We start from the raw sequence: 25,873 nt of genomic DNA on the forward strand, positions 1-25,873 counted from the left end.
ATTTACCAGTAATACTGTTGGGATTTAGCCCAGCGGGTATCCGCATATTTCTTCTTGAGGTCCTGAAACCAAAGCTTGCGGACGTTGGGTTCGACATCCTTTGCGCCGCAACTATTGATACCGGCCGGCCCATAGCAGTTGATGGCGCGATAAAGTGCATACGCGACATCAGTGTGTGCGGCCTTTGCATCGTTGATGACCGTGACATAAGCGCTATGACGCGCGAACGACTCGCCAGGGAAACCCGAGGGGCCGCTACCCAGCACACCATCAGTGGGCTTTTCATTGAGCGGCGCGGCATCCAGATGGTTGCGTAACATAAACTCGCCCATGCAAATCAACCCTTGAGAGTCGCTTGGGTTTTTGTCCAGCGCCGCCGCAGTTTCGGCCAGGCTTGGGCAGCGGTAACCGGAAGCTGCCTCGTTTCCGTTCCATTTGAACAGTGCCAGTGAATGACCCTGATCATATTGATAGCCCAGGCTGTAACTGAGTTTTGTGTCAGGCACCGAATCGGGCAGTTGCTTCAGGTCTTTGCCAAACGCTGCGTACTGCCCGTGCACCAATTGCTTGTAAAGCAGCAGGAAGAGGGCGGTGTCGCGTTCTGTTGTGCTGGGCCCTTGAGTAATTTGTTGACGCAACAGGTCGGCATTGGCCGATTTGCTGAGCAGGATATACCGTACTTTCTCGTTCTTGATCGGTGAGTCTGCGCGCAATGCTTCGGCCACTTGGTCGTTCCGCTCATAGTTCATGGCCAGCACCCACTGCAGTTGCTCTTGCTGCAAAGGCAATTGGGCCTTGCTCAATAAGTGTAGCCAGAGTTGCTGTGCCGTCTTGTCATCTTTGCTTGCCTCAAGTGCCAGGCCGCGTAACATCTGCTGGCTGAACGCGACATAACCAAGCGTGTCGGGCACCTCGGCAGGTAATAGCTGCAGCGCGCGGGTGGGATCTTTTTCGGTATAGAAAGCGACTGCCGCTTGCAGGTAGCTAAACAGTTCGGGCTGTTTAGCAAAAATGTCTTTCTGCTCAAGCAGGGCCGAGCTAGTCAAGGTGTTCGATATCCCCACGCGCATCCACATCAAGTCGTTGACCGCCGTGATCAGTGCCGAACTGATAGGCGCTTTGTTAGGCGTGATCAGCTTCAGATCCAGTTCACGAATCAGCGCATTGTAGGCAGCGCTGTCGGGTTGAGTGCCTTTGTCGATGTCGGCGAACAGCGCCTCGTACTGCGCCGCGAGCTTATTGGTGTCCTGTAACAGCCAGTGCACCCGGCGTAGCAGCCCGTTGGCGGTGGCGCAATACAAGCCAGACGGGGCGAGTTCGAGGTATTTGTCGAAGGCCTCTTCAGCGCGTCGTGCCGCCGCTTTATCGACCCGTTCTGGCTTCAGCTCGCCGTATTCAAAGGCTTTCTCCTGAGCCAGATTCAACTCACTGCGGCCGATCATGTACAGCGATGTATCTTTGAGCCAGGGGTTGGAATTATCCGCCAGTGACGTGAAGCCAGAGGTGGCTTCAAGGAAACGACCGCTGTAAAAATCGCTTGCCGCTTGCAGGTAGGTGGCAAAGGACTTGCTGGCAGCGGACTGCATATCACCAGGCAGCATGCTGGTAAATTGCTCTGGCTCCCAGGTGCAAGCCGCGAGCATACGCAAGCGGCTTGTGCCGAGTGCCGAGCGTTCAGCAGGGGATAAATCCGCGCTGTCGGCCAGCGCCTGCATGAAGTCGGCGGCCGTCTGCTCACTGTTGCTGCGGCAACGGCTGCCTTCGCCGTCGATCAGCGTCGAGCTGGCCACCTTGGCCTGTTCGCGCTTGATTCCCAGGCTGTTCAGCAACGTATCGAGGCTCTGCCCGGTTTTGCTCGCGGGAATGTCTGGCTCCACGTCTGACGGGGGCTGAAGACGATAGTGGGCAAACGGTACCTCACCATAACCTTGCGCGATGTCATCTTTGCCAAGGGGCGCCGGTGTCAGCGGCAGCTTGCCGGAGTCGGCCAATAACAGGCGCAAGTTGACAGTGCTGTCATTGCTGGGGCTGAGAAAAGGAAAATTGCTGCAAACGCTGAATTGATTCGTGTTGACCGACCAGGTCGGTGCGCAGGAGTCATCATCGCTCGCCTGAGCCTGGAAAGCAGTAATTGCACTGACAGCAAGAGCCAGCGTTGTTAGCAAGCGATGGTGCATAAACATCCTTTTGGTAACTAACAGATCAGCGTTGCGCATGAAGGGGGCTGTTATAAAGGCTATACCGGGGGCGTGTACGAACAAATAGCACACATGTGCTATTGAATGCTGGCTGGCATCAATGAATAAATTGACGTCACTGGCTACACCTTTTTTGAGGCCGGCTACCCAACGTCAGTCATGCCAGGCGAGCACTATCAGAATCCATGCAGGGGTTGCCCATGGAGTTAGCACTTACGCTGAATGTTAGAAAGTTCTTTCGACATGCAGTTATGTACGGTTTAGGGATCGCTATCGGAATTGCCATCGTGCTGATGTGGGATAGGGTGCGATCCTCGTCTTTGCTTACAGATGGATTACCCCTCTCTTGGAATGGTGCCTCTGCGCAATTCAACGGTCGTCTGCGCGCCCGTTTTCCCCTGGGTATGCCCATCGGCGATTTCATTCGCGAACTCAACCAGGAGGGATTCAAGCCCACGTGGTTTGAAAGTGCCGGTTATTACGGCGCTGTCCGCCGTGAGGGATGGCTACCGTGCAGGGTCACCGCCAGGGTCCGCTGGCAGCCCGGGCCGGGCAATACGCTGGCTTACATCGACGGTAATTATCGAGAAGAGGGCTGCCTTTAATCACGGCCAACAGGTTAACGGGAAGCATCAGGTCCAAGCATTGCATTGCAGGATTAGCAAGGAACCTCTGAATGAAGTACCCCGGTGTTGCAATTTTTTTGCTGGCTTTCACTTATCAGTATGCACAGGCGCGCCCCATGGATTGTAGTAAGGCATCCACCGCCGACGCGGCAATGGGTGAAGCCTATGCGGCGATCCTGAAGAGCCCCGATGATGCGAGCCTGCGCCACTGGATTGGCGCGAGAGATCAGAATCTCGGGGAGCTGCGCGACAGTGCCGACCTGGGTGCCATGTTTGGCGAAATTTACGCTTTGCCTAAACCCGTCGCATTCGAACGACTGGATGTCAGCGCTATCGTCACTCGATATTTTCCGCTGAATACTCCCAAGGCTGTGGTTACCCAAGCGTTTGCCCCGTCCGGGCCCTGGGCAATTGTCGAGGATCTACCCGACAGGCTTGTGGTTCGAAATGATCGGGGGCGGGCTTTGGTAGACCCTGATGCCAGTTCCGTTGTGATGACCTTCGTGTTCAGTACGGGCAGTACGCTCAGTCAGGTACAGGCGGTTCGTTTTAAAAGTCAGTAGAAAACCGGACCTTTGACAGCAGGTACGTTTGACTGTGGTTTGTCCGCGGCTGCGATTGGCCCCTTCCGCCTTTACCGCGGGTGACGGTTTCGCCAGCATGGCCATATAGTACATATGTGCTATTGAGCATGATTTCAGCGACTGATACGGTCGGTGGTTTGTCTTTACGCCGGCGCAGGCAACGAGTGCGCAGCGGGTGCCAGGCGCAGGGCATTTATTGCTGGAACACAAGGCCATCCTTGATGGGCCTCCGGCACTTTTCAATAACGGGTTCTGAAGAAAGAAATGACCATGCTCAAGACAACCCTTGGCCTCGCCGTTGCATTGGTATCAACTCAAGTTTTCGCCGGCGGCTTCGCCCGTACCGAACAAAGCATCAGTTCCATGGGCAGCGGTCAGGCAGGGCGCGCATCGGCTGCCAATGATGCCGGTACCGTATATGGAAACCCGGCGGGCATGGCGCGCCTCGAAGGCACGCAGATAACCGCGGGCGCTACGTTTATCGACGCCTCCACGGATATCAGCAATGTCAGCGGCCGTTCCAGCGGCAGTAACGACGGCGATATGGTGCCCTTCAGCACCGTGCCCTTTGGTTTCTACACGCACAAGTTCGATGAGCATTGGTCTTTTGGCTTTGGGGTCTATGCGCCCTTTGGGCTGTCGACTCATTACGAGAACGGCTTTCAAGGGCGCATGTTTGCCAGCAAGAGTGACATCAAGGTCATCACGCTACAGCCCACTGTCAGTTACGCCGTCAACGACAGATTGTCGATCGGCTTCGGGCCGACCTTCAACCGTATTGCTGGTACGCTTGAGTCAGACGTCACACTGAATCCGGCCATTGCTGACACCAACGTCAAGGTCAAAGGTGACGACACCGCGGTCGGCTTCAATCTGGGCATGTTGTTCAACGCCACTGATACCACCCGGGTCGGCCTGACCTACCACTCAAAAGTCGATTACAAGCTCGATTGCCACACTCAGGTCGCGACGGGCGCAGGCACCCCGGCGGCATTGCTCGCTAGCAACCGCTATGACTGTACCCTGAAAGCGACCACTCCAGAGTCTTACGATTTTTCCGTAACTCAGGACGTGACCGATGCCTGGCAGCTCTTTGCGAGCGCGACCTGGACCGGCTGGAGCAGCATGCGCGACCTAAGTCTGCGCAATCAACCGATCTCGGCGGCGCAGGGAGGCACGTTGGCTGGGGCGCTGACCGGTTCCGTCCAGGAAGGACTGAACTGGCATGACACCTGGACTTATGCCATCGGCACCGCCTACCAACTGGATTCGCAATGGGTAGTGCGCGCGGGGCTGACACTCGACCAATCGCCGACCAGCAACACCAATCGTTCGCCTCGAACGCCCACTGGCGATCGGCAGATATTCAGCGTCGGTGTCGGTTATAACGTGACGCCGCAATTGACGATTGATCTGGGGTATTCCTACCTCAAGGAAGAACGTGTCGACGTCAGCCGTTCCAATGCGTTGGCGAGTTACAGTGCGACTTATCAAAGCGACGCTAACCTGTTCGGGGTAGGCGCCACCTACCGGTTCTGACGCACGCTCGGGTGAGGGCGCTTCACCCCATGGGAACACCGATGCCTTTCAATATTCAATCAAGCATCGGTGATGCCTCAGTAGGTTCTGAAGTCGCGCACCACGTCTCCCCTGAAATCGATATACAGTCTTTTGATGTTTGCTTTTTGGCCAGGCGCGTTGCTACCGGTGACCGTGCCGGCGTCATCCATTATTTCCTGAGCTTCACCGGCTTTGATTTGCCCGCCAATGATGGTGCTACTGGCAGAGCTTCCGCCCGAGTAACGGCTGGTGTATTTATACGCCATGTCTGCAAGCTTGCCGATCTGGGTATCTTCACGATCATACAGCCATTCCGAGGAGTTGTTGCCCAGGTTGTCGGTCGCTTTTGAAGGGGTGCCGAATTTGTCTCGAATCTGTTGTTTGGTTGATTTGCCAACAACGATGTTGGATTTAATAAACTCCGGCGCGTATTTTCCCTCGCCGGTGAGAGAATCCAGCCCAGGTATTGAACTTCCGATACCACTTGAACAGGCCGTCAACGCGGCCATTAACATGGCGGCAGTCGCCAAGCCTTTGAATTTTGCCAGCTGGCAATAAGTGCCCATGCCTGTTACCTCTGATCTGAGAGTCGAGTGGTATTAATTCTTTTCGCGCGGGTGCTACTGCACAAGGCAGGCGACTAGCCATGTGGCGTGACCCTGCAACGCATATTTATTAACGGTGAGGCAGATTTCGTGTAGGGAATAGCTTAAAGGGGCCGTTTGAAAATCGCCTATAGTACAGATGTGCTATTGCTTGAATGTGCTAGCGAGCAATACCTTCAAGCCTCTACCATCAGGTTTGTATTGTTCAATAACAGCGATCACGGCCGGGGCGTGTCGACGTCAACTTTGTCAATCCAGAATTGGCAGCGCGCGTTGCATCGGGGGGCTTTCCTTGCTTAGAAAATTGCTAGCCGGTGCGCTCGCGGTTCTGGCAGTCGTATCCGGGGGAGTTGTGCTTTTCGTCGTGTTTGTGTTTACACAGTTCCCGACAGACCGCACGCCCAGCTATAGCGTAACGTTGGACATGCAGGGCCCAGCCAGTACAACCAATCTTGAAGTATGGGTAACGGAACCCGGTCATTATGCCGTGGCGCTGCGTTACCCCTACGGCGACGCCGTTGAGCGGGAGAAAGCCTGGGCCCTGGCGGGTGGGGATGCGCGGGTAGGGGATACCTGGAGCGAGCCAGGTTCCGCGTTAGTGTTCCACGTCCGCATTGAAGAGATCGAAAGTGGTATAGAAATGCTGAATCAGCAGGTCATGCACCCTAAATTAAACGCATGGGCGGGAAACTATCTGAATGCCGACTTGGTTAAAAGAAAACTTGAGACCGGCCATTATCAGGTGACTGTGCAGCGACAAGGACGCCTGGCCGACACGCCCCCAGCCCCACTCGAGATCCAGTTTGGCAGGGCGTATCAGGGAAAATGAACGGCAGGGTTACTCATGAAAGATCGGAAAAACGCTGAACTGGATCAGGCCACGCTGAGGTTAACCGTGGCAACGGCGGCGATCACTTATGTGTCGTTGATAGGTTTTTTGCCGGGGTACGATGTCGCGCAGTACGAACCGATCATTGCTTACTATGCCGGCTTTCTGGTGGTCTCGTTTATCTTGCGGCAATACATTATCACTCGTCCTGGGGTATTTCCGGCACGTCGGGTATTCGGGATGGTGCACGATTACACCGGGATTTCAGTAGGGCTGGTGGTGGGCGGCGAGGCGACACTGCCGATTTTCAGCGTCATGGTCTGGGTCACGCTGGGCAACGGTATGCGCTATGGCTCGCGCTATCTGGCGATTGCGGCATCCCTGGCATTGTTGGCGATCATGATTATTTATCAGCTGACGCCGTACTGGCGGGCCCAGCCGTTCATGGTACTGATGCTGGTGGCTGTCACCATTCTGGTGCCAGTCTACGCCCACATCCTGTTAGTCAGGACGCGCCAGGCGTCCGAGCAGGCCACGGTTGCCAATCAGGAGAAAGAGCGCTTTCTCGCCCAGGCCAGTCACGACCTGCGCCAGCCCATTCACTCCATCGGCATGTTCACCGCCTGCCTGCGATCGAGCCCCTTGGGGGAGTACGAGCGCAAGCTGGTGGACAACATCGATCGATCACTGCATAACGTGGCGCAATTGTTCCGCTCGATTCTTGATATCTACACATTGGACAGCGGCAAAGTTTCGGTCAAATCAGACGTGGTCAATCTCGGCGAGATGCTGGGTGAAATCACCCAGCAGAACATCGCCGCCGCGCGCTGGGCCGGCGTCGAACTCAGGGTCCGGCCTTGCAACCGCTGGGTCAGGGTAGATGCCACGCTGCTTGCCACGATGGTGCAAAATATACTGTCCAACGCCCTCAAATATGCCCCCAATCATCCCGTCCTGATCGGCGTACGCAGCCACCAGGACGGCCTCTCGATCAGCGTCCATGATCAGGGGCCAGGGATCGCCGCCGAGCATCTCCCGAAAGTCTGGGACGAGTTTTACCGAATCCGCCACGCGCGCGACAAGGACGTAGAAGGCGTTGGGCTAGGCCTGTCCATCGTTAAACGACTTAGCCAGATCATCGGCGTCCAGATCCAGATTGAATCCAGGGTGAACCGAGGGACAAGCGTGACCATCCGCGGGCTCGAAGAAGTCGCTGCCCCCCTGCAGCAACCGCGCAAAAAAATACTGGGGGATAGTTTGCTCAAAGGCGTCAAAATTTGTCTGGTAGAAGACGATAATAACGTCCTCATGGCCACCGCTGCTCTGCTTGAGCGCTGGGGGTGCGAAGTACAGACCGCCAGTTCGGCGCAGGGGCTGACCACCGACTGTGACATTATCGTGGCCGATTACGATTTGGGTACCAAAGCCAACGGCCTCGATTGCATCGACAGTATTCGCATGGCCCGGGGCTGGGACGTTCCTTCGCTCATTGTGACTGGGCGCGAATTGGATATGGTTCAAGAGGCATCACTGGCGCGGGATGTGTCTGTACTGTCGAAACCTTTGAGGCCTTCGGAACTGCGCCTGACCCTCTTGTCGATGTGTGAGAAACCCTCGGAGCGGGTCTGAACCCAATCGAGTCAAGGTGAACGGTATTAAAGACAGGAACGTTTTGAATGTCGCTTAGAGTCATGGTCGTTGGCGGATACGGAAATTTTGGCAGGATCGTTTGCCGACACTTGATCAACATGCCCAACGTTGTTCTTGTGATTGCAGGACGCAACGCTACAAAGCTCGCTGATAGCGTCGACACGCTGCACAGCCATTCGGGCATGCTGTGCGAGAGCTGGTGCGGTGATGCCATGGGGGCTGCGTTCGCTTCGATATTACGCAGCTTTGATATCCAATGGGTCATCCACACGGGAGGGCCATTTCAGAACCAGTCCTATGCCGTGGCCCAGGCGTGTATCGAGGCCAAGGCCAACTATTGTGATCTTGCTGACTGCCGCGCTTTCGTCAACGGTATCGGTATTCTCGACGCAGCGGCCAGGCAAGCGGGCGTGACGTTGCTCAGCGGCTGCAGCTCGGTACCCACGCTATCTTCGGCACTCATTGATCAGTACCGGCATCGCTTCAGCCGAATCGATGTCATTGAACACGGCATTTCTTCCTCGGCAAAAATGCCCGGATTGTCCACCGTTGAAGGTGTACTTGCGTACGCTGGCAAACCGATCAAGCAGCTGCGAGACGGGCAGGTCTACGAAGTTTCGGGCTGGCAGGATTTGACCTTACGCAAAATGCCGCATCTGGGGACGCGCCTACTGGCTAATGTCGACGTCCCGGATATCGACATCTTCGGCGACCGCTATGGCGCACGCACGCTACGCTTCAAGGCAGGCTCGGGCCTCAAGCTGGGCGGCGTAGCCAATTTCCTGTTGGCCGCTTCCCTACGCGCAGGACTGGTCAGGGACCGCGTCAGCTGGGCCGCGCGACTGCATCGCTGGGGCAGCCTATTTGAGCGATTCGGTGACGGGCGCAGTGCCATGTACATTGATGTCGAGGGGGTCGGCGATGACGGTAAGGCCCTGACCATGAATGTTCAGCTCACCGCGCACAATGACAAAGGCCCGGAGATTCCCAGTTGTGCCGCAGTAGCGCTGATGGCGAAAGTCGCTCGGCAGTACCGTCCAGAGCCAGGCGCCCGACCCTGCGTGGGGGAGATCAGCGTTGACGAGTACCTTGCCGCCATCAACGACCCGCACAACATAAAATTGGCCGTGCGCTTTTCAGATGAGCAGGGTTGATCGATGCTTTATCTGGCGCTGAAGTATCTGCATGTGATCGCGGCTATTTTCCTGTTCGGATTCGGCATGGGCTCGTTTCTCTATCTGATCGCGGCCAACCGCACGCGTAACCCGCAGGTCATCGCGCATGTCTGTGGGATGGTGGTGCGGTTCGATTCCTGGATTACCACACCCGCAGGCTTTCTTCAGTTGGGCACGGGCTACTTGCTTATGAAGCTCGCCGCGCTGCCGTTAGATTCGCCCTGGTTGCTGACCTCGCTGGTGTTCTTCATTGGCGTCGGTGCGCTTTGGCTACCCGTACTCGTGCTGCAAAAGCGTATGCATGGGCTGGCTTTGAGCGCGGTGGAACAGGGCTTGTCGCTGGATGATCGATACCACCATCGCTATCAGAAATGGTTGTGGGTGGGCATTTGCGGTTTTCTCGGCATGTTCGTCGTGGTGCTTATGATGACGACGAAGCTGACCCCGTGGCAGTGGCTGGAGATGTTGCTGGCCTGATCATTTACGGCAAATGGCTGAGTTTCAAGGAGAACTTGGTATTGAATAGTACAGGTGTGCTATTGAATGACATTTAGGGTATGAGATTATCAGCCTAGCCAAAAACTTGTTCGGTTCCTATTATCAGCAACTACGGGAGTAAACGCGGGTGCATAAATTCGCTTGGGTTCTGGCGGTCTTTTCTCCTCTGGTCATTTCTCCGAGCATCGCAGTTGCCGCAATGCCTGACTGGTGGCTAATCTTCGGAAGTGGGGATCAGCCAAAACGGGAAGTCCTCTATGCCGATGCTCTTTCCGTCGCAGAGACTCCGTCGAAATCAGCAGCAGAGCCCACTCGCTCAGTTGATGTCGTGCACGTTTTCGAAGAACAGGACAAGCCTCTTTTTATGCTGTACCGGATTGCTTTTCAGTGTAAGTCTGGCAACTACATTATAGAAGCAGCGGATGCCAAGATGCGTTCAGGCGAGGTCACCCAGGGACAAACAACAAACCAGTGGCAACCGGTTGCCCGCAGCATGCTGGAGCGGCCCTATGATTTCGTCTGTAAAGCCAGCGCTCGGCGAGCCAACGGCATGATCAAAATAGCTCGACCGGAGCTTGCGAATACGTTGCCGGAGTTCACCTATAGAGCGTTTTGGGGGCCTGCGGTTGATGCTCCAAGTCCGTGAATGGGTGATGTCAGGTCAGCGCCTGTGCTTCATGCCTGATCAAGAATTGCGGATAGTCATTCTTCACGCGCGTCAGAACAGCTTCTATGAGAGGGTGCGGCGTAGTTAACGGCAAGTCCGTGAGCAGCGACCACGGCCCATCGATCAGCGCGTGACCCGCTGGGAGGTCCGCAAGGTTATCCCGGCGTCGTAGTGCCAGGACGGCCAGTAACTCGATGGGGAAGACGCGATCAAAGTCGTCGTCGAATTCGTAAGTTTTCCAGCCTGTGCTGTATTGGCTCCGGTTGATATGGAATTCAGCGGCCTGGTTCATGTGTCGCGCCAAGGTGTTTTGGTTGGCGGTCCTCCAGTTATCCAGCAGCCCCGATAGGCATTAATCAAGGGCTTGCGTGGCTCAAACCGGGTTGACAGTGCATAGGCGTCGCAGAACAGGAACGTTAAAAACACATCGTGGGTGTTGTGGGCGATTCGACGAGACTCAGGCAACAGATTGAGCCGCGTATCTTTCTCCGCCATTTCCACAAAGCGCTGCGCGCTGACCTTGCCTCTATCCCAGCGCAACAGCACGGTGGGGCCTGCAGCGCGCAGGCTGTCTGAGTACTCTTTGGGCCAGTTACCAAGCTGTGGCTGCAGCTGACTGTGTAGCCCATCCCAGCACAGCAGCAGTGCTCGGCTTTCAATTGTCCACCTGAAGAAACGGGCTAGCTCCTCCAGGTCCGCACGAAAGTAAGCATCGCAAGCGGCGACGCTCCAAAAGTGGCTGATTCGTCCAAGCTGTGTTCCGACTTTGGGGCTAAGACGGCCGTGAGCTGCGAGATGAGCTTGTACAGCGCTTGTGTAGCGGTCGATATCCCCTGAGGTCCGTGCCCGATCAAGCCATTGCCGGCATTGCGGTATTAAGCGCTTCAATGAGGGCGACACATGCATGGCTGACTTCTCAACGTGAATCAGGGCTATTGTTAAGAGCTCGGGGGCAAGGCCCCCTCCTACGATTAGCGACATATCTCACATCATCCGTAGGAGGGGGCTTGCCCCCGATCTTTTGCCTTCAATATCTCCAGAATATCGGGTCTGTGCATTCAGAATACATAACCTTGCACGGGCCGCTATCGCTCGCTTCGCAGCTTTTCTTCGCCAGTTTAATCGAGCGCCGTTCAGAAACCGCCCCCTGAAAAAAGCTTTGTGAGTCTGAAGAAACAAGCGCAGCACATTGGTTGTGAAAAGTCAGGAACACCTTGCAGTCAGTCGTCCCCTCAAGTGCACATTGGCGAAGGGCAGCCTGTTCGGCTTCGCTTTCAGAGAGTTTGCCCACAGCACTTCCCGCTTCGCCCGTAGTGCTGGATTGAGCGATCGCGCCCCAGGTTTTGATCCATTCGCCGGTGGGCTGGGCAGGAGCGTTATATCCACCCTGTGGCTCGTCAGGCAGGCACTGCATACTCCCTGCCTGAGCACCTATCGGGCATCTTGTCTGGGCTTGCACCTGTAATCCGAAGAGCAGCAACGTGAAGCACCCGGCACAAAATATCTTTTTCATTTGTGGTGCGTCGCCTCAGTTTTTTACCTGTTGCTACGCAAGTACCAGGGCAGACGCTGTGAGCATCAGCAATGAAAACAACTTGCTGCGTAGCAGGGTAATAATTTTATTCAATGAACCTACAAAATGGGTTCAACCGAAAAAACAGTAATTGAGGTGCAGATTATTTTCCATAGCACAGGTGTGCTATTGATTTATACGTCGTCTAGTTTGATGAGTGGGGCAGGGACCATACGACCAACCCATAGACCAAGCACTGACTACAATTCGCTGATTGCGCAAGCGCTAAGAAAGCGCCTGGAAATAATTCAATTAGATTCAACCACCGCGGCCACACGATCAAAGTTCCGGGCCGCTAGATCTTCCCTGGAAATCCAGAAAGTCGCTTGGCCGCAATCGCCAAACCTCAGGTCGATGGCGGGATCCCAGGCGAGTTGCAACAGGCATACCGGCTCCCCTTCGATATCAGGCATGGCGCGCTGCAAAAGCGGAACATGCCCCAACATCCTATGGACTCTGGGCCTGGCACAGTACCTTCGTCCATCGGCATGCTTGCGATAACTTTCTTCATACGGCAAATGCTCGCCTTCAAGATCATTATAAAGCGGTAATGGAATCAACCTCGCGGCATCAGGTGAGCCAGCGACGTACGCAACAGAGGCCAGCAACCCGCTCGTGAAGACTTTGCCCATTTTTGCGTCGGTGAGGGTGGTGCCTTTGTGCTCGTCGCCGATTTGTTCAATGATCCAGTTTCTGAATGCCTCCCTCGTAGCCTCATCCGGGGTGTTGTCCAAGCCGATGCGGCCCGCGCGCTCTACCCAGTCCAGCACATCCCGATCCGCCGCAAAGTGGCGTGTTTGCTTGCTCCGGGCATTGCTTACAAGCCGTGCCAGGCGCTCGATCATAATACCCACCTGAGGGAAGTCGTACTGATAGCGCAGCCACTGGGCGGGGAACTTCCAGTCCTGGGACAGCGGCCGCTCCCATCGGAACACCGCGTCGCTATTGGGCATTAGTCCGGTAGCCGCCACTGCGGCTCCCAGGCTCAGTTCAGACCAGCGCTGGTGGTAGGCGGCCACGTCTGGCATGCAGCGGCCTTCCGATTTGGGCATATCGTATGGCCAGGTTTCAATCTGCCGGGCAACCAGAGGCCATTGCACATGCAGGCGTGGTCCAGTCTCCCCGGGCAGCAGCCAGCCGGGTTCTGTATACGGGCTGTTCGCTGCATTCACGTCCCGAATCGGACGCAGCTGTTCCGGCGCCTGGCGCTCGGGCTGGTCCGCTGGCACATCCAGGGCGTATAGCACCCGGACGCGCTCCTGGGGAGCATCTGTATCCCATATCTGTTCTTCGTCGTTTACAGCAAAGAAAAACAACATGCCCTGCGTTGGCATCATCGACTCGACGCGTGGCAACTCCGCGCAGTCGATCTGAGCAAGAAAATGCATGGGCGCCGACTTGCCGTAACTCACCCCTATAGGCCATTCAAAAGCCTGCGGCAATTGCGGCAGGCCGCCGAGTCGACTACGCACGCGGGGGAACGATGTAGGGGGATAAGCCCGCTGCAGCACGATGCCGGTTTTGCGGTGCGCGCATAAATAAGCTTCAAGCTCGGCTTCGGCCTGGTGGTCGCGCAGGCCAGCATCGTAAGGGGACTGAGTTCGAGCTTGCATTCGCTGAACCTCTACATTGCGAAGCTGTGCGATACGGTGGGCATTAACAACGACGAGAACAATAGTGCAGGGCCTTGAATCACTTTCATTAGTGAATCCATGAAGGGGAGCCTTGAAGTTTGAAAGTAATGGAGTGGTCGATGATTTTCGATAGCACAGGTGTGCTATTGAATTGCGGGAGTTCTTGGGTGATTTTTTGCTAAATGCCTTTCTGGATACTGGGCGATGGCGAATGGTTGTGGGGTATTCGCAGTGGAACCTGTATGGCCGGGTGGTAAACAGCTTACTCTGCGGCGCCAACTGCGTAGCGGCTTAGTTCTTTGCTGCGCGGTCTTGTTGTGGGCCGGTGTGCTACAGGCCTGTTTCGCGTGCCCACAGCCTGAAGTCATTCCTGCTACGGATGCGGTCGGGCAGACCGTGCTGGAGATGACCCCAGAGGCACTGGGGCAGCGCATTGTGCGATTAATCCTTTCGATCCATGGCAAGCAGGACATGGCGCGTTCAAAGGCAGAGAAACAATTTGGTGTAACGGTGAAATACAACACTACCGACCCGCAAGCGTTCTGGATTTCAGGCGAACTGGTGGGCGGTAGTCGCTACTCCCTGGAATCCATATCGGACGCCTATGGCCAACCTCCCAGCCGCCTGGACGTTGAGTTTTTCAGAAATGCTGATACGCCAGCCCAGGTAGGCTGCGCGCACTCCATGGCGCTGTATCGCCAGTCGTTGATCGAGGGCGGCTTCAAAGCACAATGGGTCGGCTCGCCGCGTCGTGGCAGCCCTGCCAGATGGCATTTCGAGCGTGGCAGTGTCGTGGTGACGGCTTTGACCGGCGCTGATAAGCGTGAGGATGACGCGCAAACCTGTGTGTCGAAGCTTATGGTTTTGGTTTTGTCTTCTGAGCGAGTTCCTTGACCGCCAGGGAGGAGAAAGCGCGACGGTGTCCCTTTCGCGTCGTAGAGCCGGATTCTGGTAGTCAGGCCCAATCTTTCCCGGCGCAGGAAGAGGCTCGGATTCCTTTCCGTAGAGGGCTGGAAACTTCAAAAAATTCCAGCTTCCGGGTATGCCGATTGGGCTTCTTGGCATTTCATTCAGAGCTTAACTCAATGTTTTAAAAGCACTAGGGTCGAACGCGCGCAATTCCTCAATACGCCCATCCCGCACCTTTTTTACCCAGTCGGGATCGCTAAGCAGAGCCCGACCTACCGCGACCATGTCGAACTCGCCGCGCACCATCCGTTCGTAGAGTCCGTCAATGGATCTTGGCTCTGAGCTCTCGCCGGCATATGCAGCCATAAATTCGCCGGACAGGCCTACCGATCCCACAGTGATCGAAGGCTTGCCGCTCAGCTTCTTCAACCATCCTGCAAAGTTCAGATCGGAACCTTCGAATTCCGGTTCCCAATAGCGGCGTTGCGATCCGTGCAGAGCATCGACTCCGGCATCGACCAGGGGCGTCACCCACGCTTCGAGTTCGGCCGGTGTCGCTGCCACCTTCGCCTCGTAATGCCCGATCTTCCACTGTGACAGTCGCATGATGATCGGAAAATCAGGACCGGTCGCTTCGCGTACGGCACGAACAATTTCGGCAGCGAATCGTGAGCGTCCACTCATGTTGCCGCCCCATGCGTCAGTGCGACGATTTGTGAACGCCCAAGCGAACTGGTCGATAAGGTGGCCGTGCGCCGCATGAATCTCAACGGTGTCGAAGCCTATGCGTTGTGCCTGCGCCGCGGCATTCGCAAAGGCGGCGATGGTGTCGGCAATGTCAGAGTCGCGCATCGGCTCGCCCAGCGGACTCCCAGAATTATCGAATCCGCAGACGCTGTCGATACGGCCTTCCGGCAACCAGCCAGTGATCGGATTTGAATTGGCTCCGAAGTGACCGATCTGCAGGCCGATCCGACCATTGGCCGCATGGACATCATCGGCGACCCGGCGCCAGGCGTCGAACGAAGCCTCTGAATTTAGCCGGGGCATTGCTGGGTCGCCGTGGGAAGCCTCACGATCGACAACGCTGAGCTCGGTCAGGATCAAACCCACGCCGCCCTCTGCACGCTTGCGATAATAAGCGCCTGTCTCAGGAGCAATGATGCCGTCTTTGGCAAAAAGGCGCGTCATTGGCGCCATGACAAAGCGATTGGGGAGAACAAGTTTGTTGATAGAAAAAGGTTCGAACAATGCTTCATAAGTCATGTGGTGAATTTCCTAATTCGCCAGCGCAGGTTTTTTCGCAGCGGCGAGCATGTTGGTTGATATCGCGGCGCAATGTTTGAGGGGCCTTATTGAGCACTTCTTTCATCTCAATCTGTCTGCAAGCAGCCAGAGAAAAGACCTTTATGTGGATGCGCAATAAATGGTATATGTTAGAAACCTAGTGTCAATTAGGAACTAGAAGTCTCCTAGGTATACATGAGGGAACTGCATGCTGGACGCTAAGAACCCGAATTCGGGAAATCGACTGCTTCTCGATCAAATCGCCGACAAATGGTCTATTTTGATCCTGTCGCAAATCTGTCAGGAACCGCTGCGGTTCAATCTTCTAAAGCGCAGTATTCCTGGAATCTCTCAGAAGGCTTTGACGCAAGCTTTAAGGCGGCTCGAGCGCAACGGCATCCTGGAGCGCGTCGTCATGGCGACGTCACCAGTAGCGGTGGAATACCGGGTGACGCCTCTCGGTAAGACGCTCAGCGGGCCGTTTTCAGCTCTTTTTGACTGGACTGAACGTCATGCGTCGGCTGTCGAAGCTGCCCAGAGTGCATATGATGCTCGCTAGGCGCTGGCGGCATTTAAGCTAAAAGCGAAAAAGCCGCTAAACCCCCACGAAGGAAAAGCGGCTTCGGTTTTACCGGGAGAGACTATTTATAATGTTGCTCAAACACGCTCACTTGTTCGGGTTTGATCAACTGAAAGGGCACCCAGACTTCCGTTTCGACGGGCTCGGCCTTGATCATTTTAATGGCCGCCTTCACGGCGGCGTTGGCTTGGGCTTTTGGGTCCTGGAAGACTGAAGCGGCCAGCATGCCCCGTTTGATCGCGGCCAGGCCGTCGGGCAGACCATCAATGCCGACAATCGCAACCTCGCCTGCGGTTTTGCCGGCTTGCTGCAAGGCCATTGCGGCGCCGATGGCCATCTCGTCGTTGTTGGCGACAATGGCGTCGAATTTGCTGCCAGCCAGCAGCCAGTTACTGGTCAGGTCCATGCCTTTGTTGCGTTGCCATTCGGCGCTTTGTTGTTCGACGATCTTGATCCCGGGATAGTCCTTGAGTACCTGTTTGACGCCTTCAGTGCGGTCGTGCGTGGCGTTTTGTGCAAGGTCGCCCATGATGATGGCAAGGGTGCCTTTGCCGCCAAGTTTTTCCGCCAAGTAGCGCATTTGCAGTTGCCCGGCCTCTATGTCATTGGACGCCACGGTCACTACGCCCTTGGGTAGAACACGTTCGTCCGGATGGCGGTTGACGTAGACCAGCGGCGTTTTCGCCTCAACGGCAGCGCGGGTGAGATTGGCGGTGGCGGCGGTGTCTACGGGCAGCACGATAATTGCGTCGACTTTCTGGTTGATAAAGCCTTGGACCTGATTGAGCTGGCGCACCACGTCGCCCTGGGCGTCCTCAAACTGGATCTGTACGTTTTCTTTTTGGGCAGCGTCCTCCAGGCCGCTGCGCACGTAAGTCATGAAGTTATCGTCGACCCTGGCGATGCTGACGCCGATGCGATAGCTGGCGCTGGCCCATTGGCTGAAGACAAGTAGTGCAGTGGCAAAAAGTAGTGTGCAGCGACGCATGATAGTTTTCCTTTTATTGTTATGAGACGAAACTGATCAGGATCAAACCTGAAGGCCGCTGGCGCGTTTTGGACCAAGTCCCGGGCGCGCCGTTGCCCCTCAATCCAGCGTGAAGGCTTGCCGAAAGCGTTCGAGTGCTGCTTCGCTATCGCCGCTGGCCCAGCCTTCGAGCCCGACGACACCGCTGTATCCCAAGCCAAACAACGCTTTGGCAATGGCCGGATAATGGATTTCACCGGTGCCCGGTTCCATGCGCCCGGGAACGTCTGCGACCTGGATTTCGCCGATGGCGCCGCCGGCACGCTGGATCAATTCGATCAGGTTTCCTTCGCCAATCTGCGCGTGGTAAAGATCCAGGTTCATTTTCAGATAAGGGCTGGCGACGGCCTCGATCAGCGCCAGAGTATCGTCGGCACGAGCGAACGGCGTGCCGGGATGGTCCACGTCTGTATTGAGGTTTTCCAGTAAAAACACGCGGCCGGAGTCTTCGCCCAGGCGGGCGATTTTTTCCAAGGTCTTGCAGGCGGTCAACCACATGCGGCCGCTGGTGTGGGCCACGGGTTTGACCGGCAGGCCCTGGTCGCCCAGGCCCGTGCCGTGCAGGTTGAGGCTTGGGCAGTTAAGTTGCGTGGCCACGGCCAGTGATTCCCGAGCGCTGTCGAGCAATTGCGCAATGCCATCGGGGTCGGTCAGGTTGCCCGAGATGTAGCCGGTCATTGAGGTGAAGTCCGCGCCGGTGGCGGCGAGTGCGGGAATGTCCTTGGTTGTCCAGCCCCAGATTTCGGCGCTGAACCCCAGCGCATGAATGCGTTCGACCCGCTCGATGAAGGGCAATTCGAGGAAGACCATTTCAGCACTGACGGCCAGTTTGAACGGCGTGAAGCTCATGACCGGCCTCCTTCGACGCGCACCACTTGGCCTTGCTGGAACGACTCGATACACGCGCGGGCAATTGCCAGCGCCGCCCGGGCATCTTCGCCGCTAGCCAGTGGTTTTGCCCCGGTACGCATGCAGTCTGCAAAATGATTGAGCTCGGCCACATAAGCATCACGCAGCAGGTCCGTGTCCAGGCGCTGGGTGTCGCCCTGGATGCCATTAGCCAGGTAGCGGACCAAGTCTGAGTCATTGACGCTGCCCATGGTCAGCATGCCTGCGCTGCCGAACACTTCGCCCCGAACATCGTAGCCATAGACCGCCTGAAAATTCGCTTCGGCCGTGGCGATGGCGCCGTTGTCGAAGCGGATCGTGACCACCGCAGTGTCGAGAAAGCCTTTGCTTTTGTAGTCCGGTGCAATTAGGGCATCGGCCATCACGAACACTTCGACGGCTTCGGCACCGGGGTTGAGGTAGCGCAGGGTATCGAAATCGTGGATTAGGGTTTCGAGGAAAATCACCCACTGCGGCGAGGCAGCGGGATTGTTCAAGGCCGGATCGCGGGTCAGCGAACGCAGCAGCTGCGGGGTACCGATACGCCCGGAGAGCACATCCAGGTGGGCACTGCGGAAGCTTTTCGCAAAGCGGCGGTTGAACCCGATTTGCAGTGTCACCTGCGCATCGGCTGCGGCGGCGATGGCGCGATCGGCTTCGTCCAGAGTGATGGCCATGGGTTTTTCACAAAACACGCTTTTGCCTGCCCGAGCTGCGCTGATCACTAACTCGGCATGACTGCGTGCCGGGGCGGCGATGAGCACGCCGTCGATATCCGGATCGTCGAGTAATTGCAGGGGATCGCTGTAAACCCGCTCGACACCCAGCTCGGCGGCGAGTCGAGCGACCTGTCCGGGCGTCGGGTCGGCGATCGCAGCCAGGCAGGCGCCAGGGATATGCCGTGCGGCGGTCTGACCGTGGAAGCTGCCCATACGGCCAGCGCCAATGAGACCGAGACGGAGCGTCTTGGATGCAGTCATGAAATCATTCCTTTTTATTCTTGTTCATTGGATAGGTGGTCACTGTCGCTATGGAGAAAGCAAAGCCTGTGCCAATAAATAAGCTATTGATTAATAAAGGAATACTAAGAGTTATTTAAAAAAAGTGTTCATTTTGACGACATGTCTATACTCACATGTCAAAAACCTGAACACGGTGGCGAGCAGTGAACCCACAGCCAATGGCTTTCAGCGTGCAAGACCTCGATTACCTCACCGCGCTTGGGCCAGCATCGTTGAGCGAAGGGCCGATCGCGGCTTTGGAGAATGCCTGGCTGGCGTGCCTGGGCGGGTGTACCGATCGACCAGTCGGGGTGCGCCAGGTGATTTGGGACTCTTGGAGGCGTAGCGTCAGCGCTGGGCTCGACCCTCAAGACGGGGAGTATCGCGTCGTTGCTCCGGCCGATCTGGCGGCAACGCTGGCCGCCAATCGAGTGTTGATCGCCGCAGCGGCAGAGGTCATGCGTGGTTTGTTGGCCTATAACCCCAGGGGCCATATCAATCTGACCGATACCGAAGGCACCACGCTGTATTTCTGTGGCCTCGATCTGACGCCCGTCGGCAGCCGTCTGCTGGAGTCAGTACAAGGCACTAATTGCACCGGCTTGGCATTGGCCGAAGACCGATTGGTCTATGTGTTGGCCGAGGAAAACTTCGGTAGCGACCTACGTCGGCGGCGCATGCATTGCGCTGCCGCACCGATCCGCGACGCTCAAGGCCGCACGCTGGCCATGCTCACTTTGACCGCTGAGCCCGGCTGGTTTCATTTCCACACGCTAGGTACTGTGCAGGCCGCTGCCGAAGCGGTGTCGCGGCAGATGGCATTGCAGGCGTTGCTGGAAGAACAGCAGACCGTACTTGAAGTGCTCAACGAGGGGTTGGTGGTGCTGGATGAGCACGGCTGCATCAAGGCCCTCAACCGCTATGCCCGGCAATTGTTTTGCGTAGGCCGCGACCTGTTGGGCGCTCCGTTCCAGCGTTTGGGCCAGAGCGAACTCACCGATGAGATTCTGCTGCACGGCGGGGAAGGTCTGCGGGATCTAGATTGCACGTTTGAGCTCCACGATCGCAGCCACCTGCCATGCCTGGTCTCGGTGTGTTCATTGGAGCAAGGCGGGCGCATTGTTTCGCTGCGCGAGAACCGCCGTATACGAGAAATCACCCGGCGAATCATCGGTACCCAGGCCAGCTACACCTTTGACACCATTCAGGGCAGCTCCCGGGCAATTCAGGATGCTATGCACCTGGGGCGGATCGCCAGTCGCAGTGATTCCACCACACTGATCCTGGGTGAGAGCGGTACCGGCAAAGAATTGTTCGCCCAGGCGATTCATAACGCCAGTGACCGTTGTAACGGGCCATTCGTAGCAGTCAATTGCGGGGCCATTCCGCGAGATCTGGTGCAGAGCGAATTGTTCGGCCATGTCGAAGGTGCGTTCACCGGATCGGCCCGTGGCGGTTCGGCCGGTAAGTTCGAGTTGGCCGATGGCGGTACGATCTTTCTCGACGAAATCGGTGACATGTCTTTTGACGCCCAGGTCAGCCTGTTGCGCGTCTTGCAAGAAGGCGAGGTGACGCGGGTGGGGGCAAAACAGTCCCGGCAAGTGAATGTCCGCATCATCGCGGCGACTCACCGCAACCTGAGCCAGGCGGTGGCTGATGGGGCGTTCCGTGAGGACCTTTACTATCGGCTCAACGTACTGAATTTAACGGTTCCGCCGCTCAGAATGCGCCGCGAAGATGTTCCGCTACTGGCGCAGCATTTCCTCGGGCGTTGCGCTCGCTCGCTGCGCAAGTCGGTGCAAGGCATTTCGCCGCAGGCACTGGATGTTCTCTGCGCTTACCACTGGCCCGGCAATGTTCGCGAGCTGGAAAACATCATTGAGCGCGCAACCAATCTGGCCGTGACTGAGCGGATAGAACTTGTGGATCTACCGCTCGAAATCGAGCAAAGGCTGCGACCCTCGACGCCAGGACGCCTGCCTGAACTCCAGGCAGCGCCGGACCTTGGTACGCAAGAAATGAACGCGATTATCACCGCACTGAAAGCGACCCACGGCAACATCCGCCTGGCCGCCAAGCAATTGCATGTGTCCCGTGGCGGGCTATATAACAAGATGAACCGGTTTGGATTGAGCGCCGACGCGTTTCGCTCGGGCCCTGAGCTTTGAGGGGATAAACATGCCGGGCAGCATAGAAAAAGCCCGGTGCCGAGCTTCTGCCGCATAAGTGGAATCCTATCGAAGCGCCTATTTTCCAAGTGTCTAATTTTTAGGAGAGAACCATAAAGGCTTTATCAATTGTACGGCCCAGTGGACGCCGAATCGCTTCTGGCGAGAAAACCCTCGAAGTCCGTCGTTGGCATCCAGACTTAGATCCTTGCGAGGATCTACTGATTGTGGAAAACGGGCGTTTTCTCCACAACGATGGGGACGAAGACGATAACGGTACTGCCGTTGCTATTGTGCGCGTGAAAGCCGTGCGCCCCTTCATCCTCGCTGACATGCAAGCGGCTTGTGCAAGCTATTTTGAGGATGGCTGGCTCGCATGGGAGTTGAATGACGTAAGGCCAGTCAAACACCCTGTGACCATCCGTGCGGCACGGGGTATCTACGAGGTAGATTTCCTACTCCCAAGTAAAAGCTGAACACTGAGCAAGATGTGTTGGGCAGATGGTTTATCGGGTGGTGGAGGAGGGTGATGGCCTGTCGATGAGGCTTTGAAAGGCTTGCTGATTGGGGTGAAATCCCCTGGAAGTCCCGGAAAAACTACCTGAAAGATGGAGCGGGTGGAGGGAACAGCACTTCGCGCCCAACCCATTGTAATTAAGGAAATTTATCCCGTATGGTCTACAGGATTAGACCGCATTATGTACCGAGGCCCTGTTCTCGACAAGCCAACTGTATCCACTCAGCGCCGCTGAGCTCCAAGAACAGCTATCAAGGCTACGACGGTATGGCTCTGTTGCCGAAGGTGTTGGCTATGGGCATGTCGTAGTTGACGATGATCTTATCAGCACCCCTTTCACGCGCTCTGACGCGTGTCAGTGCGCTTCGCCATGCCGTATGGTGCGCACCCGACCATGCCCAAGACGCCGCCTGCCGAACCCGACCGACCGCGGCCATTTCTTCATGCGACCAGTATGTGCCCCGTGCCACATCATCCCTCTTGCTTGTCACAAGGTTAACGGGCATGGAGTGTAGGAACAGTCTTGGCGGCGACAGGGCATTGGCACTCGGTGTGGCTGGTGCGAGACTGATAAAAGGCTCTGGCGGCCGAAAGTGCTTGAGCGGTTAGGTGCCAACGGTGCTTCGAGCCGACACGCGGGCTGATGCTGCATAAGAGGCGACCTTAGAAGTGCAAGTAAGACTGTGGGTAAGGCCATCTGCGGACTTCGCCAAGGCCTTTCTGACTCAGTTATTTGCTCAGCCAGCGCGATCGCTGGTGGGACAGCCGCATCAACGCACGCTTCCCCGGTAGCCATCGAGGAAGAAGTCCACACGGGCGCAGACCTGACTTCGGTCGGCGTTCGCCAAGCCACAGGGAACCTTCGCAAGCACGGCCGCCCGCACCGCCGGAGCCACAACCAGATCCCAGAGATGCCCGGCCGACACGATGGCTGGGTCTTCAGCGGCACGCTTTTTGCGAGACGTCCGGGCCTTGCCTTCACGGCCTCGTTCGAGAATGCCTCCGAGATAGCGCAGCGCCTGCCCGCGCGCGGCTTCGACGCTGGCCACCAGTTCCGGGAAGCGCACCGATTCAGCCACGATCACGCGCTCAAGCGCGATGACGTCGGTGGCGAGCACGACCTCCAGGACCCGCAGGCAGCCATCGAGGATGCGATCCTTGAGCGGGCTCGCATCCTCGGCCATATCCGGCAGGTGCCCCAGCGTCTGGTCCGAATACGTGCGCACGACGACCCGGAACAGCGTCTCCTTCGTGGGGAAGCGGGCGTAGAGGCTGCGCTTGGCCACGCCGGCCGATACGGCGATCTGCTCCATGCCGGTGTCGGCATAACCCTTATCTAGGAAGGCGCGGGTCGCGACCTGGACGATACGCGTGGTTATCTCCGCAGCGGACTCCGCGGTGGGGCGTCCACCTCTCCTCATACTGTCTTTCTCTTGTCTCAAATCGCTGTCTCTCTCGCTGTTCATATGCCTGAGCCGCAGGGTGGGCGACTTGCTCGGGTGCGCCAATAATGCAACACTTGCGTTGCATTATTGGCGCACCGTTCCCCGCAGCCAGCGGCGTCGCCCCGTGCTTGCCTCCGTTGGTTGCCGAAGCAGGAGAACCCCATGCCGCAACTTTACACGCCGCTGTCCTTCGACGTCTCCAAGCCGCATATCCGCTCGCCACAGGAGGAGTGGCGACCCCACGCCCGCATGAGCGAGAAGTCGTACGAGTGGTGGTACGTGACGCTCCATGCCTTCGATGCCTCGGGGCGGCGCTACTTTTTGTTCTTCGACATCGTGCACTATCCCGGCGACGGCTGGCACACGCGTTTCGGCGTGCCGTTCGAGGAGGGCAAGCGCTTCGCCCACCTGGTCGGCATGGTGAGCGATTACGAGCGGCAGGACTACCGGACCCTGCGCACGGAAGGACTCATCTCCGACCAGCAGATATGGGACGCGGATCGCCGCGCAGTCCTGACACGGCTCGGGGAAAGCTCGGCCGACTGGTCGTACACGGACCAGGGCATGCAATTGAGAGCAGAGGTCGGCGATACCCGCCTCGATCTGCGCTTCTCCGAAACCGACGAGGTGATCTGGCATCAGGACAAGCTCGGCGTGAAAGGCCTGATCCAGCAGGGTGCCGAGGACGACTTCAGCTTCTACTTCTCGATCATGCGCGCCGCCGCCCATGGCACGTTTTCGCTCAAGGATGCCGACGGCAGCTGGCGCACGTTGCAGATCGCCGGGCAGGCCTGGATCGATCGCCAGTGGGGGGACTTCTTCACTCTGACCTGGGAATGGTCGTCCTTCCGTTTCGACAACGGTGCGCGCTTCCATCTTTACAACTTCTACAACGGCCACCAGGAGGCGGTCTACGTGACCGCCGACGGCGAGGTCCGCTATCTCGATGGCGTGGTGGTGAAACAGAACGGCTACGCCAAGGCGCCCGATGTCGGCACGTGGGTGTCCTGGGGCTGGAGCTACGAGTTGCCGGTCGAGGTGGAAGGCTCGCGCCGGTTCCGGGTGGAGCCGCTGTCCTCCAGGGAGTTCCTGGAAATCCCGGAAATCCGGTATGCGCTCTACGAAGGCGGCGCTCGCCTGATCGACGAAACGAGCGGACGACAGGTCGGCGTATCCGTCAACGAGTCGGCCGACATCCGGATTATGCAGAACGCTCCCTACGCCAGCCGCCAGCGCTGAAAGCCCTCGCCCCTCGGGCGCGGCCATGCCGCTCCCGACCCCATTCCACCGACAGACGAAAGGATAATCACATGGCCGACAAGAACGGCAGGCTCCTGGACGACCAGGCCAGTTTCGACCGGCTCGGCATCGATCGCGACCACCCCCAGACATGGGAGGACGCGTTGCGGTTAAAGCAGCCGTTCAAGCCCGGCGAATGGGAATGGTGGTATGCCGACGCCCATTTCTCCGATGGCCTCTATTGCGTGGTCTCGTTCCATATCCAGGTGGATGCGGAGGGCAGGAACACGCCATTCATCAATCTCAACATCGCCCGCGATGGAACCAAGCTCGCCGACATCACGACGCCCTTCGACGACGGCCGCTTCGAGGTCTCCGACACCCAATGCGACGTCAGAATCGGCAAGTCGTTTTTCCGCGGCCTCGATGGCCTGGAGCGCTACCACATCCACGTCGATCCGGACGAAAACCAAGGTCACGGGTTGGACCTGGTGCTTGAGCGTACGGTGCGCCCCTACCGCCCGGGCACCGGCCGCTGGGAAAACGCCGACGGGCATTTCTCCTGGTTCAGTGCGGTGCCCGGTGCGCGCACCAAGGGCAGCCTGTTCGTCGCCGGGAAGGCCATCGAGGTCGAAGGCAATGGCTACCACGACCACAACTGGGGTGATGTCCCGATGGATCATTTGCTCAGCGACTGGCTGTGGGGACGGGCGGAAGTGGAGGGCGTCACCGTGGTGGCGTCCTCCGTCCGCTTCCGCACCGAGGCCGGTGGGCTGGAAACTCCCCTGCTGTACGTTGCGCGGGGCGAGCAGGTCCACGCGGACGTGATCAACGATCAATTGATCTGCCTGGAGGGCGTGAAAGTCCCGGTGCCGCAGACAGGCAAGAAGGTCAGTAGCGATTGCGTCTACATCGTCGATCTGGATGGACTCAAGGGAAACGTGCGCTTCGATGGCCAGCGCACGATCGTCGCGTCCTTCCCGTTCACCAATTCCTCGCCCGACTGGGAGACCTGGCATGCCAAGTTCGTCGCGAAGGTGAGCGTGGACCTCGCGACGGACGAGGAGCACCTGCAGGTGAGCGGGGTCGGCTCGTTGGAAAACATGGATTTTCTCGGACGCCGTCGCCAATTGCAGTAACTACGCTCGCGATGCAATGTGGAGCCTCCCGGCAACGCCGCGGAGGCTGGAGGCCCGGCAGGGTGAGAAAGCCG

The 25,873-nt window shown here is 57.3% G+C and carries 25 protein-coding genes; 14 read left to right on the forward strand and 11 right to left on the reverse strand.

Annotated elements, in window-relative coordinates; genetic code table 11:
* Nucleotides 1–2: 2 nt before the first annotated feature.
* On the reverse strand, nt 3–2,177 hold the full coding sequence (locus QCL65_RS06030) for an outer membrane assembly lipoprotein YfiO (RefSeq protein ID WP_407315382.1): 2,175 nt from the start codon (nt 2,175–2,177) through the stop codon (nt 3–5).
* Nucleotides 2,178–2,398: 221 nt separating this feature from the next.
* Between QCL65_RS06030 and QCL65_RS06035 the strand changes: the two genes are divergently transcribed.
* The 3 genes from QCL65_RS06035 (at nt 2,399) to QCL65_RS06045 (ending at nt 4,947) form a co-directional block, all read left to right on the forward strand.
* Nucleotides 2,399–2,803, forward strand: a complete 405-nt coding sequence (locus QCL65_RS06035) for a hypothetical protein (RefSeq protein WP_407315383.1) — start codon at nt 2,399–2,401, stop codon at nt 2,801–2,803.
* 71 nt (nt 2,804–2,874) lie between these two features.
* Nucleotides 2,875–3,387, forward strand: coding sequence for a DUF6393 family protein (locus QCL65_RS06040; protein ID WP_407315384.1), 513 nt, complete (start codon nt 2,875–2,877; stop codon nt 3,385–3,387).
* Nucleotides 3,388–3,678: 291 nt separating this feature from the next.
* Nucleotides 3,679–4,947 (forward strand): OmpP1/FadL family transporter, encoded by a 1,269-nt coding sequence (locus QCL65_RS06045; protein WP_407316693.1) that lies wholly within the window; start codon nt 3,679–3,681, stop codon nt 4,945–4,947.
* Nucleotides 4,948–5,024: 77 nt separating this feature from the next.
* Here the strand turns inward: QCL65_RS06045 and QCL65_RS06050 are convergent, their stop codons facing one another.
* A complete protein-coding gene (locus QCL65_RS06050; protein ID WP_407315385.1) occupies nt 5,025–5,534 on the reverse strand; it encodes a hypothetical protein in 510 nt (169 codons plus the stop codon).
* Nucleotides 5,535–5,925: 391 nt separating this feature from the next.
* On the opposite strand from QCL65_RS06050, the gene QCL65_RS06055 reads away from it, so the two are divergent.
* The 5 genes from QCL65_RS06055 to QCL65_RS06075 all read left to right on the forward strand — a co-directional run bounded on the left by QCL65_RS06055 (nt 5,926) and on the right by QCL65_RS06075 (nt 10,371).
* Complete coding sequence (locus tag QCL65_RS06055; protein WP_407315386.1) at nt 5,926–6,402, forward strand: hypothetical protein; 477 nt, start codon at nt 5,926–5,928, stop codon at nt 6,400–6,402.
* A 15-nt stretch (nt 6,403–6,417) separates the two neighbouring features.
* Nucleotides 6,418–8,031, forward strand: a complete 1,614-nt coding sequence (locus QCL65_RS06060; protein WP_407315387.1) for a hybrid sensor histidine kinase/response regulator — start codon at nt 6,418–6,420, stop codon at nt 8,029–8,031.
* 47 nt (nt 8,032–8,078) lie between these two features.
* Nucleotides 8,079–9,206 carry a saccharopine dehydrogenase family protein gene (locus QCL65_RS06065; RefSeq protein WP_407315388.1) on the forward strand — a complete coding sequence of 376 codons (1,128 nt, stop codon included), beginning with the start codon at nt 8,079–8,081 and terminating at the stop codon, nt 9,204–9,206.
* A gap of 3 nt (nt 9,207–9,209) precedes the next feature.
* Nucleotides 9,210–9,704 carry a DUF2269 family protein gene (locus QCL65_RS06070; RefSeq protein WP_407315389.1) on the forward strand — a complete coding sequence of 165 codons (495 nt, stop codon included), beginning with the start codon at nt 9,210–9,212 and terminating at the stop codon, nt 9,702–9,704.
* Nucleotides 9,705–9,852: 148 nt separating this feature from the next.
* On the forward strand, nt 9,853–10,371 hold the full coding sequence (locus tag QCL65_RS06075) for a hypothetical protein (protein WP_407315390.1): 519 nt from the start codon (nt 9,853–9,855) through the stop codon (nt 10,369–10,371).
* A 10-nt stretch (nt 10,372–10,381) separates the two neighbouring features.
* On the opposite strand, the gene QCL65_RS06080 is transcribed toward QCL65_RS06075, so the two are convergent.
* The 4 genes from QCL65_RS06080 to QCL65_RS06095 form a co-directional block, all read right to left on the reverse strand.
* Nucleotides 10,382–10,684 (reverse strand): hypothetical protein, encoded by a 303-nt coding sequence (locus tag QCL65_RS06080; RefSeq protein WP_407315391.1) that lies wholly within the window; start codon nt 10,682–10,684, stop codon nt 10,382–10,384.
* Complete coding sequence (locus tag QCL65_RS06085) at nt 10,681–11,298, reverse strand: hypothetical protein (RefSeq protein ID WP_407315392.1); 618 nt, start codon at nt 11,296–11,298, stop codon at nt 10,681–10,683. Before QCL65_RS06085 ends, QCL65_RS06080 begins: the two co-directional genes overlap by 4 nt.
* Nucleotides 11,299–11,419: 121 nt before the next feature.
* Nucleotides 11,420–11,905, reverse strand: coding sequence for a DUF4189 domain-containing protein (locus tag QCL65_RS06090; protein WP_407315393.1), 486 nt, complete (start codon nt 11,903–11,905; stop codon nt 11,420–11,422).
* 308 nt (nt 11,906–12,213) lie between these two features.
* A complete protein-coding gene (locus QCL65_RS06095) occupies nt 12,214–13,578 on the reverse strand; it encodes a DUF1963 domain-containing protein (RefSeq protein ID WP_407315394.1) in 1,365 nt (454 codons plus the stop codon).
* 252 nt (nt 13,579–13,830) lie between these two features.
* On the opposite strand from QCL65_RS06095, the gene QCL65_RS06100 reads away from it, so the two are divergent.
* Complete coding sequence (locus QCL65_RS06100) at nt 13,831–14,493, forward strand: hypothetical protein (protein ID WP_407315395.1); 663 nt, start codon at nt 13,831–13,833, stop codon at nt 14,491–14,493.
* A 183-nt stretch (nt 14,494–14,676) separates the two neighbouring features.
* On the opposite strand, the gene QCL65_RS06105 is transcribed toward QCL65_RS06100, so the two are convergent.
* A complete protein-coding gene (locus tag QCL65_RS06105) occupies nt 14,677–15,774 on the reverse strand; it encodes an NADH:flavin oxidoreductase (protein WP_407315396.1) in 1,098 nt (365 codons plus the stop codon).
* Nucleotides 15,775–16,003: 229 nt separating this feature from the next.
* Between QCL65_RS06105 and QCL65_RS06110 the strand changes: the two genes are divergently transcribed.
* Nucleotides 16,004–16,354, forward strand: a complete 351-nt coding sequence (locus tag QCL65_RS06110; RefSeq protein ID WP_407315397.1) for a winged helix-turn-helix transcriptional regulator — start codon at nt 16,004–16,006, stop codon at nt 16,352–16,354.
* A gap of 82 nt (nt 16,355–16,436) precedes the next feature.
* Here the strand turns inward: QCL65_RS06110 and QCL65_RS06115 are convergent, their stop codons facing one another.
* From QCL65_RS06115 to QCL65_RS06125, 3 genes are all read right to left on the reverse strand, one after another.
* On the reverse strand, nt 16,437–17,363 hold the full coding sequence (locus QCL65_RS06115; RefSeq protein ID WP_407315398.1) for a sugar ABC transporter substrate-binding protein: 927 nt from the start codon (nt 17,361–17,363) through the stop codon (nt 16,437–16,439).
* 99 nt (nt 17,364–17,462) lie between these two features.
* Entirely contained in the window at nt 17,463–18,251 is a 789-nt protein-coding gene (locus tag QCL65_RS06120; RefSeq protein WP_407315399.1) for a TIM barrel protein, read from the reverse strand.
* Nucleotides 18,248–19,270 (reverse strand): Gfo/Idh/MocA family oxidoreductase, encoded by a 1,023-nt coding sequence (locus QCL65_RS06125; protein ID WP_407315400.1) that lies wholly within the window; start codon nt 19,268–19,270, stop codon nt 18,248–18,250. Before QCL65_RS06125 ends, QCL65_RS06120 begins: the two co-directional genes overlap by 4 nt.
* A 200-nt stretch (nt 19,271–19,470) precedes the next feature.
* On the opposite strand from QCL65_RS06125, the gene QCL65_RS06130 reads away from it, so the two are divergent.
* Together QCL65_RS06130 and QCL65_RS06135 are read left to right on the forward strand one after the other, a co-directional pair.
* Nucleotides 19,471–21,459, forward strand: a complete 1,989-nt coding sequence (locus QCL65_RS06130; protein WP_407316695.1) for a sigma-54 interaction domain-containing protein — start codon at nt 19,471–19,473, stop codon at nt 21,457–21,459.
* Nucleotides 21,460–21,587: 128 nt separating this feature from the next.
* On the forward strand, nt 21,588–21,935 hold the full coding sequence (locus tag QCL65_RS06135) for an ASCH domain-containing protein (protein WP_407316697.1): 348 nt from the start codon (nt 21,588–21,590) through the stop codon (nt 21,933–21,935).
* A gap of 811 nt (nt 21,936–22,746) precedes the next feature.
* Here QCL65_RS06135 and QCL65_RS06140 read toward each other — a convergent pair.
* Nucleotides 22,747–23,289, reverse strand: a complete 543-nt coding sequence (locus QCL65_RS06140; RefSeq protein WP_407315402.1) for a TetR/AcrR family transcriptional regulator — start codon at nt 23,287–23,289, stop codon at nt 22,747–22,749.
* A gap of 294 nt (nt 23,290–23,583) precedes the next feature.
* On the opposite strand from QCL65_RS06140, the gene QCL65_RS06145 reads away from it, so the two are divergent.
* Nucleotides 23,584–24,660 carry a lipocalin-like domain-containing protein gene (locus QCL65_RS06145; RefSeq protein ID WP_104533840.1) on the forward strand — a complete coding sequence of 359 codons (1,077 nt, stop codon included), beginning with the start codon at nt 23,584–23,586 and terminating at the stop codon, nt 24,658–24,660.
* 71 nt (nt 24,661–24,731) lie between these two features.
* A complete protein-coding gene (locus QCL65_RS06150; RefSeq protein WP_172453188.1) occupies nt 24,732–25,799 on the forward strand; it encodes a lipocalin-like domain-containing protein in 1,068 nt (355 codons plus the stop codon).
* Nucleotides 25,800–25,873 lie beyond the last annotated feature (74 nt).

The sequence above is a fragment of the Pseudomonas sp. nanlin1 genome, from assembly GCF_045571515.1.
Taxonomy (GTDB): domain Bacteria; phylum Pseudomonadota; class Gammaproteobacteria; order Pseudomonadales; family Pseudomonadaceae; genus Aquipseudomonas.

What these genes read in the sequence shown, in the direction of transcription:
- QCL65_RS06140 (WP_407315402.1), bottom strand. Translation starts at nt 23,289, where the DNA reads ATGGAGCAGATCGCCGTATCGGCCGGCGTGGCCAAGCGCAGCCTCTAC.
- QCL65_RS06035 (WP_407315383.1), top strand. Translation starts at nt 2,399, where the DNA reads ATGGAGTTAGCACTTACGCTGAATGTTAGAAAGTTCTTTCGACATGCA.
- QCL65_RS06050 (WP_407315385.1), bottom strand. Translation starts at nt 5,534, where the DNA reads ATGGGCACTTATTGCCAGCTGGCAAAATTCAAAGGCTTGGCGACTGCC.
- QCL65_RS06130 (WP_407316695.1), top strand. Translation starts at nt 19,471, where the DNA reads ATGGCTTTCAGCGTGCAAGACCTCGATTACCTCACCGCGCTTGGGCCA.
- QCL65_RS06125 (WP_407315400.1), bottom strand. Translation starts at nt 19,270, where the DNA reads ATGACTGCATCCAAGACGCTCCGTCTCGGTCTCATTGGCGCTGGCCGT.
- QCL65_RS06040 (WP_407315384.1), top strand. Translation starts at nt 2,875, where the DNA reads ATGAAGTACCCCGGTGTTGCAATTTTTTTGCTGGCTTTCACTTATCAG.
- QCL65_RS06110 (WP_407315397.1), top strand. Translation starts at nt 16,004, where the DNA reads ATGCTGGACGCTAAGAACCCGAATTCGGGAAATCGACTGCTTCTCGAT.
- QCL65_RS06145 (WP_104533840.1), top strand. Translation starts at nt 23,584, where the DNA reads ATGCCGCAACTTTACACGCCGCTGTCCTTCGACGTCTCCAAGCCGCAT.
- QCL65_RS06085 (WP_407315392.1), bottom strand. Translation starts at nt 11,298, where the DNA reads ATGCATGTGTCGCCCTCATTGAAGCGCTTAATACCGCAATGCCGGCAA.
- QCL65_RS06115 (WP_407315398.1), bottom strand. Translation starts at nt 17,363, where the DNA reads ATGCGTCGCTGCACACTACTTTTTGCCACTGCACTACTTGTCTTCAGC.
- QCL65_RS06150 (WP_172453188.1), top strand. Translation starts at nt 24,732, where the DNA reads ATGGCCGACAAGAACGGCAGGCTCCTGGACGACCAGGCCAGTTTCGAC.
- QCL65_RS06060 (WP_407315387.1), top strand. Translation starts at nt 6,418, where the DNA reads ATGAAAGATCGGAAAAACGCTGAACTGGATCAGGCCACGCTGAGGTTA.
- QCL65_RS06090 (WP_407315393.1), bottom strand. Translation starts at nt 11,905, where the DNA reads ATGAAAAAGATATTTTGTGCCGGGTGCTTCACGTTGCTGCTCTTCGGA.
- QCL65_RS06095 (WP_407315394.1), bottom strand. Translation starts at nt 13,578, where the DNA reads ATGCAAGCTCGAACTCAGTCCCCTTACGATGCTGGCCTGCGCGACCAC.
- QCL65_RS06070 (WP_407315389.1), top strand. Translation starts at nt 9,210, where the DNA reads ATGCTTTATCTGGCGCTGAAGTATCTGCATGTGATCGCGGCTATTTTC.
- QCL65_RS06045 (WP_407316693.1), top strand. Translation starts at nt 3,679, where the DNA reads ATGCTCAAGACAACCCTTGGCCTCGCCGTTGCATTGGTATCAACTCAA.
- QCL65_RS06120 (WP_407315399.1), bottom strand. Translation starts at nt 18,251, where the DNA reads ATGAGCTTCACGCCGTTCAAACTGGCCGTCAGTGCTGAAATGGTCTTC.
- QCL65_RS06030 (WP_407315382.1), bottom strand. Translation starts at nt 2,177, where the DNA reads ATGCACCATCGCTTGCTAACAACGCTGGCTCTTGCTGTCAGTGCAATT.
- QCL65_RS06065 (WP_407315388.1), top strand. Translation starts at nt 8,079, where the DNA reads ATGTCGCTTAGAGTCATGGTCGTTGGCGGATACGGAAATTTTGGCAGG.
- QCL65_RS06080 (WP_407315391.1), bottom strand. Translation starts at nt 10,684, where the DNA reads ATGAACCAGGCCGCTGAATTCCATATCAACCGGAGCCAATACAGCACA.
- QCL65_RS06105 (WP_407315396.1), bottom strand. Translation starts at nt 15,774, where the DNA reads ATGACTTATGAAGCATTGTTCGAACCTTTTTCTATCAACAAACTTGTT.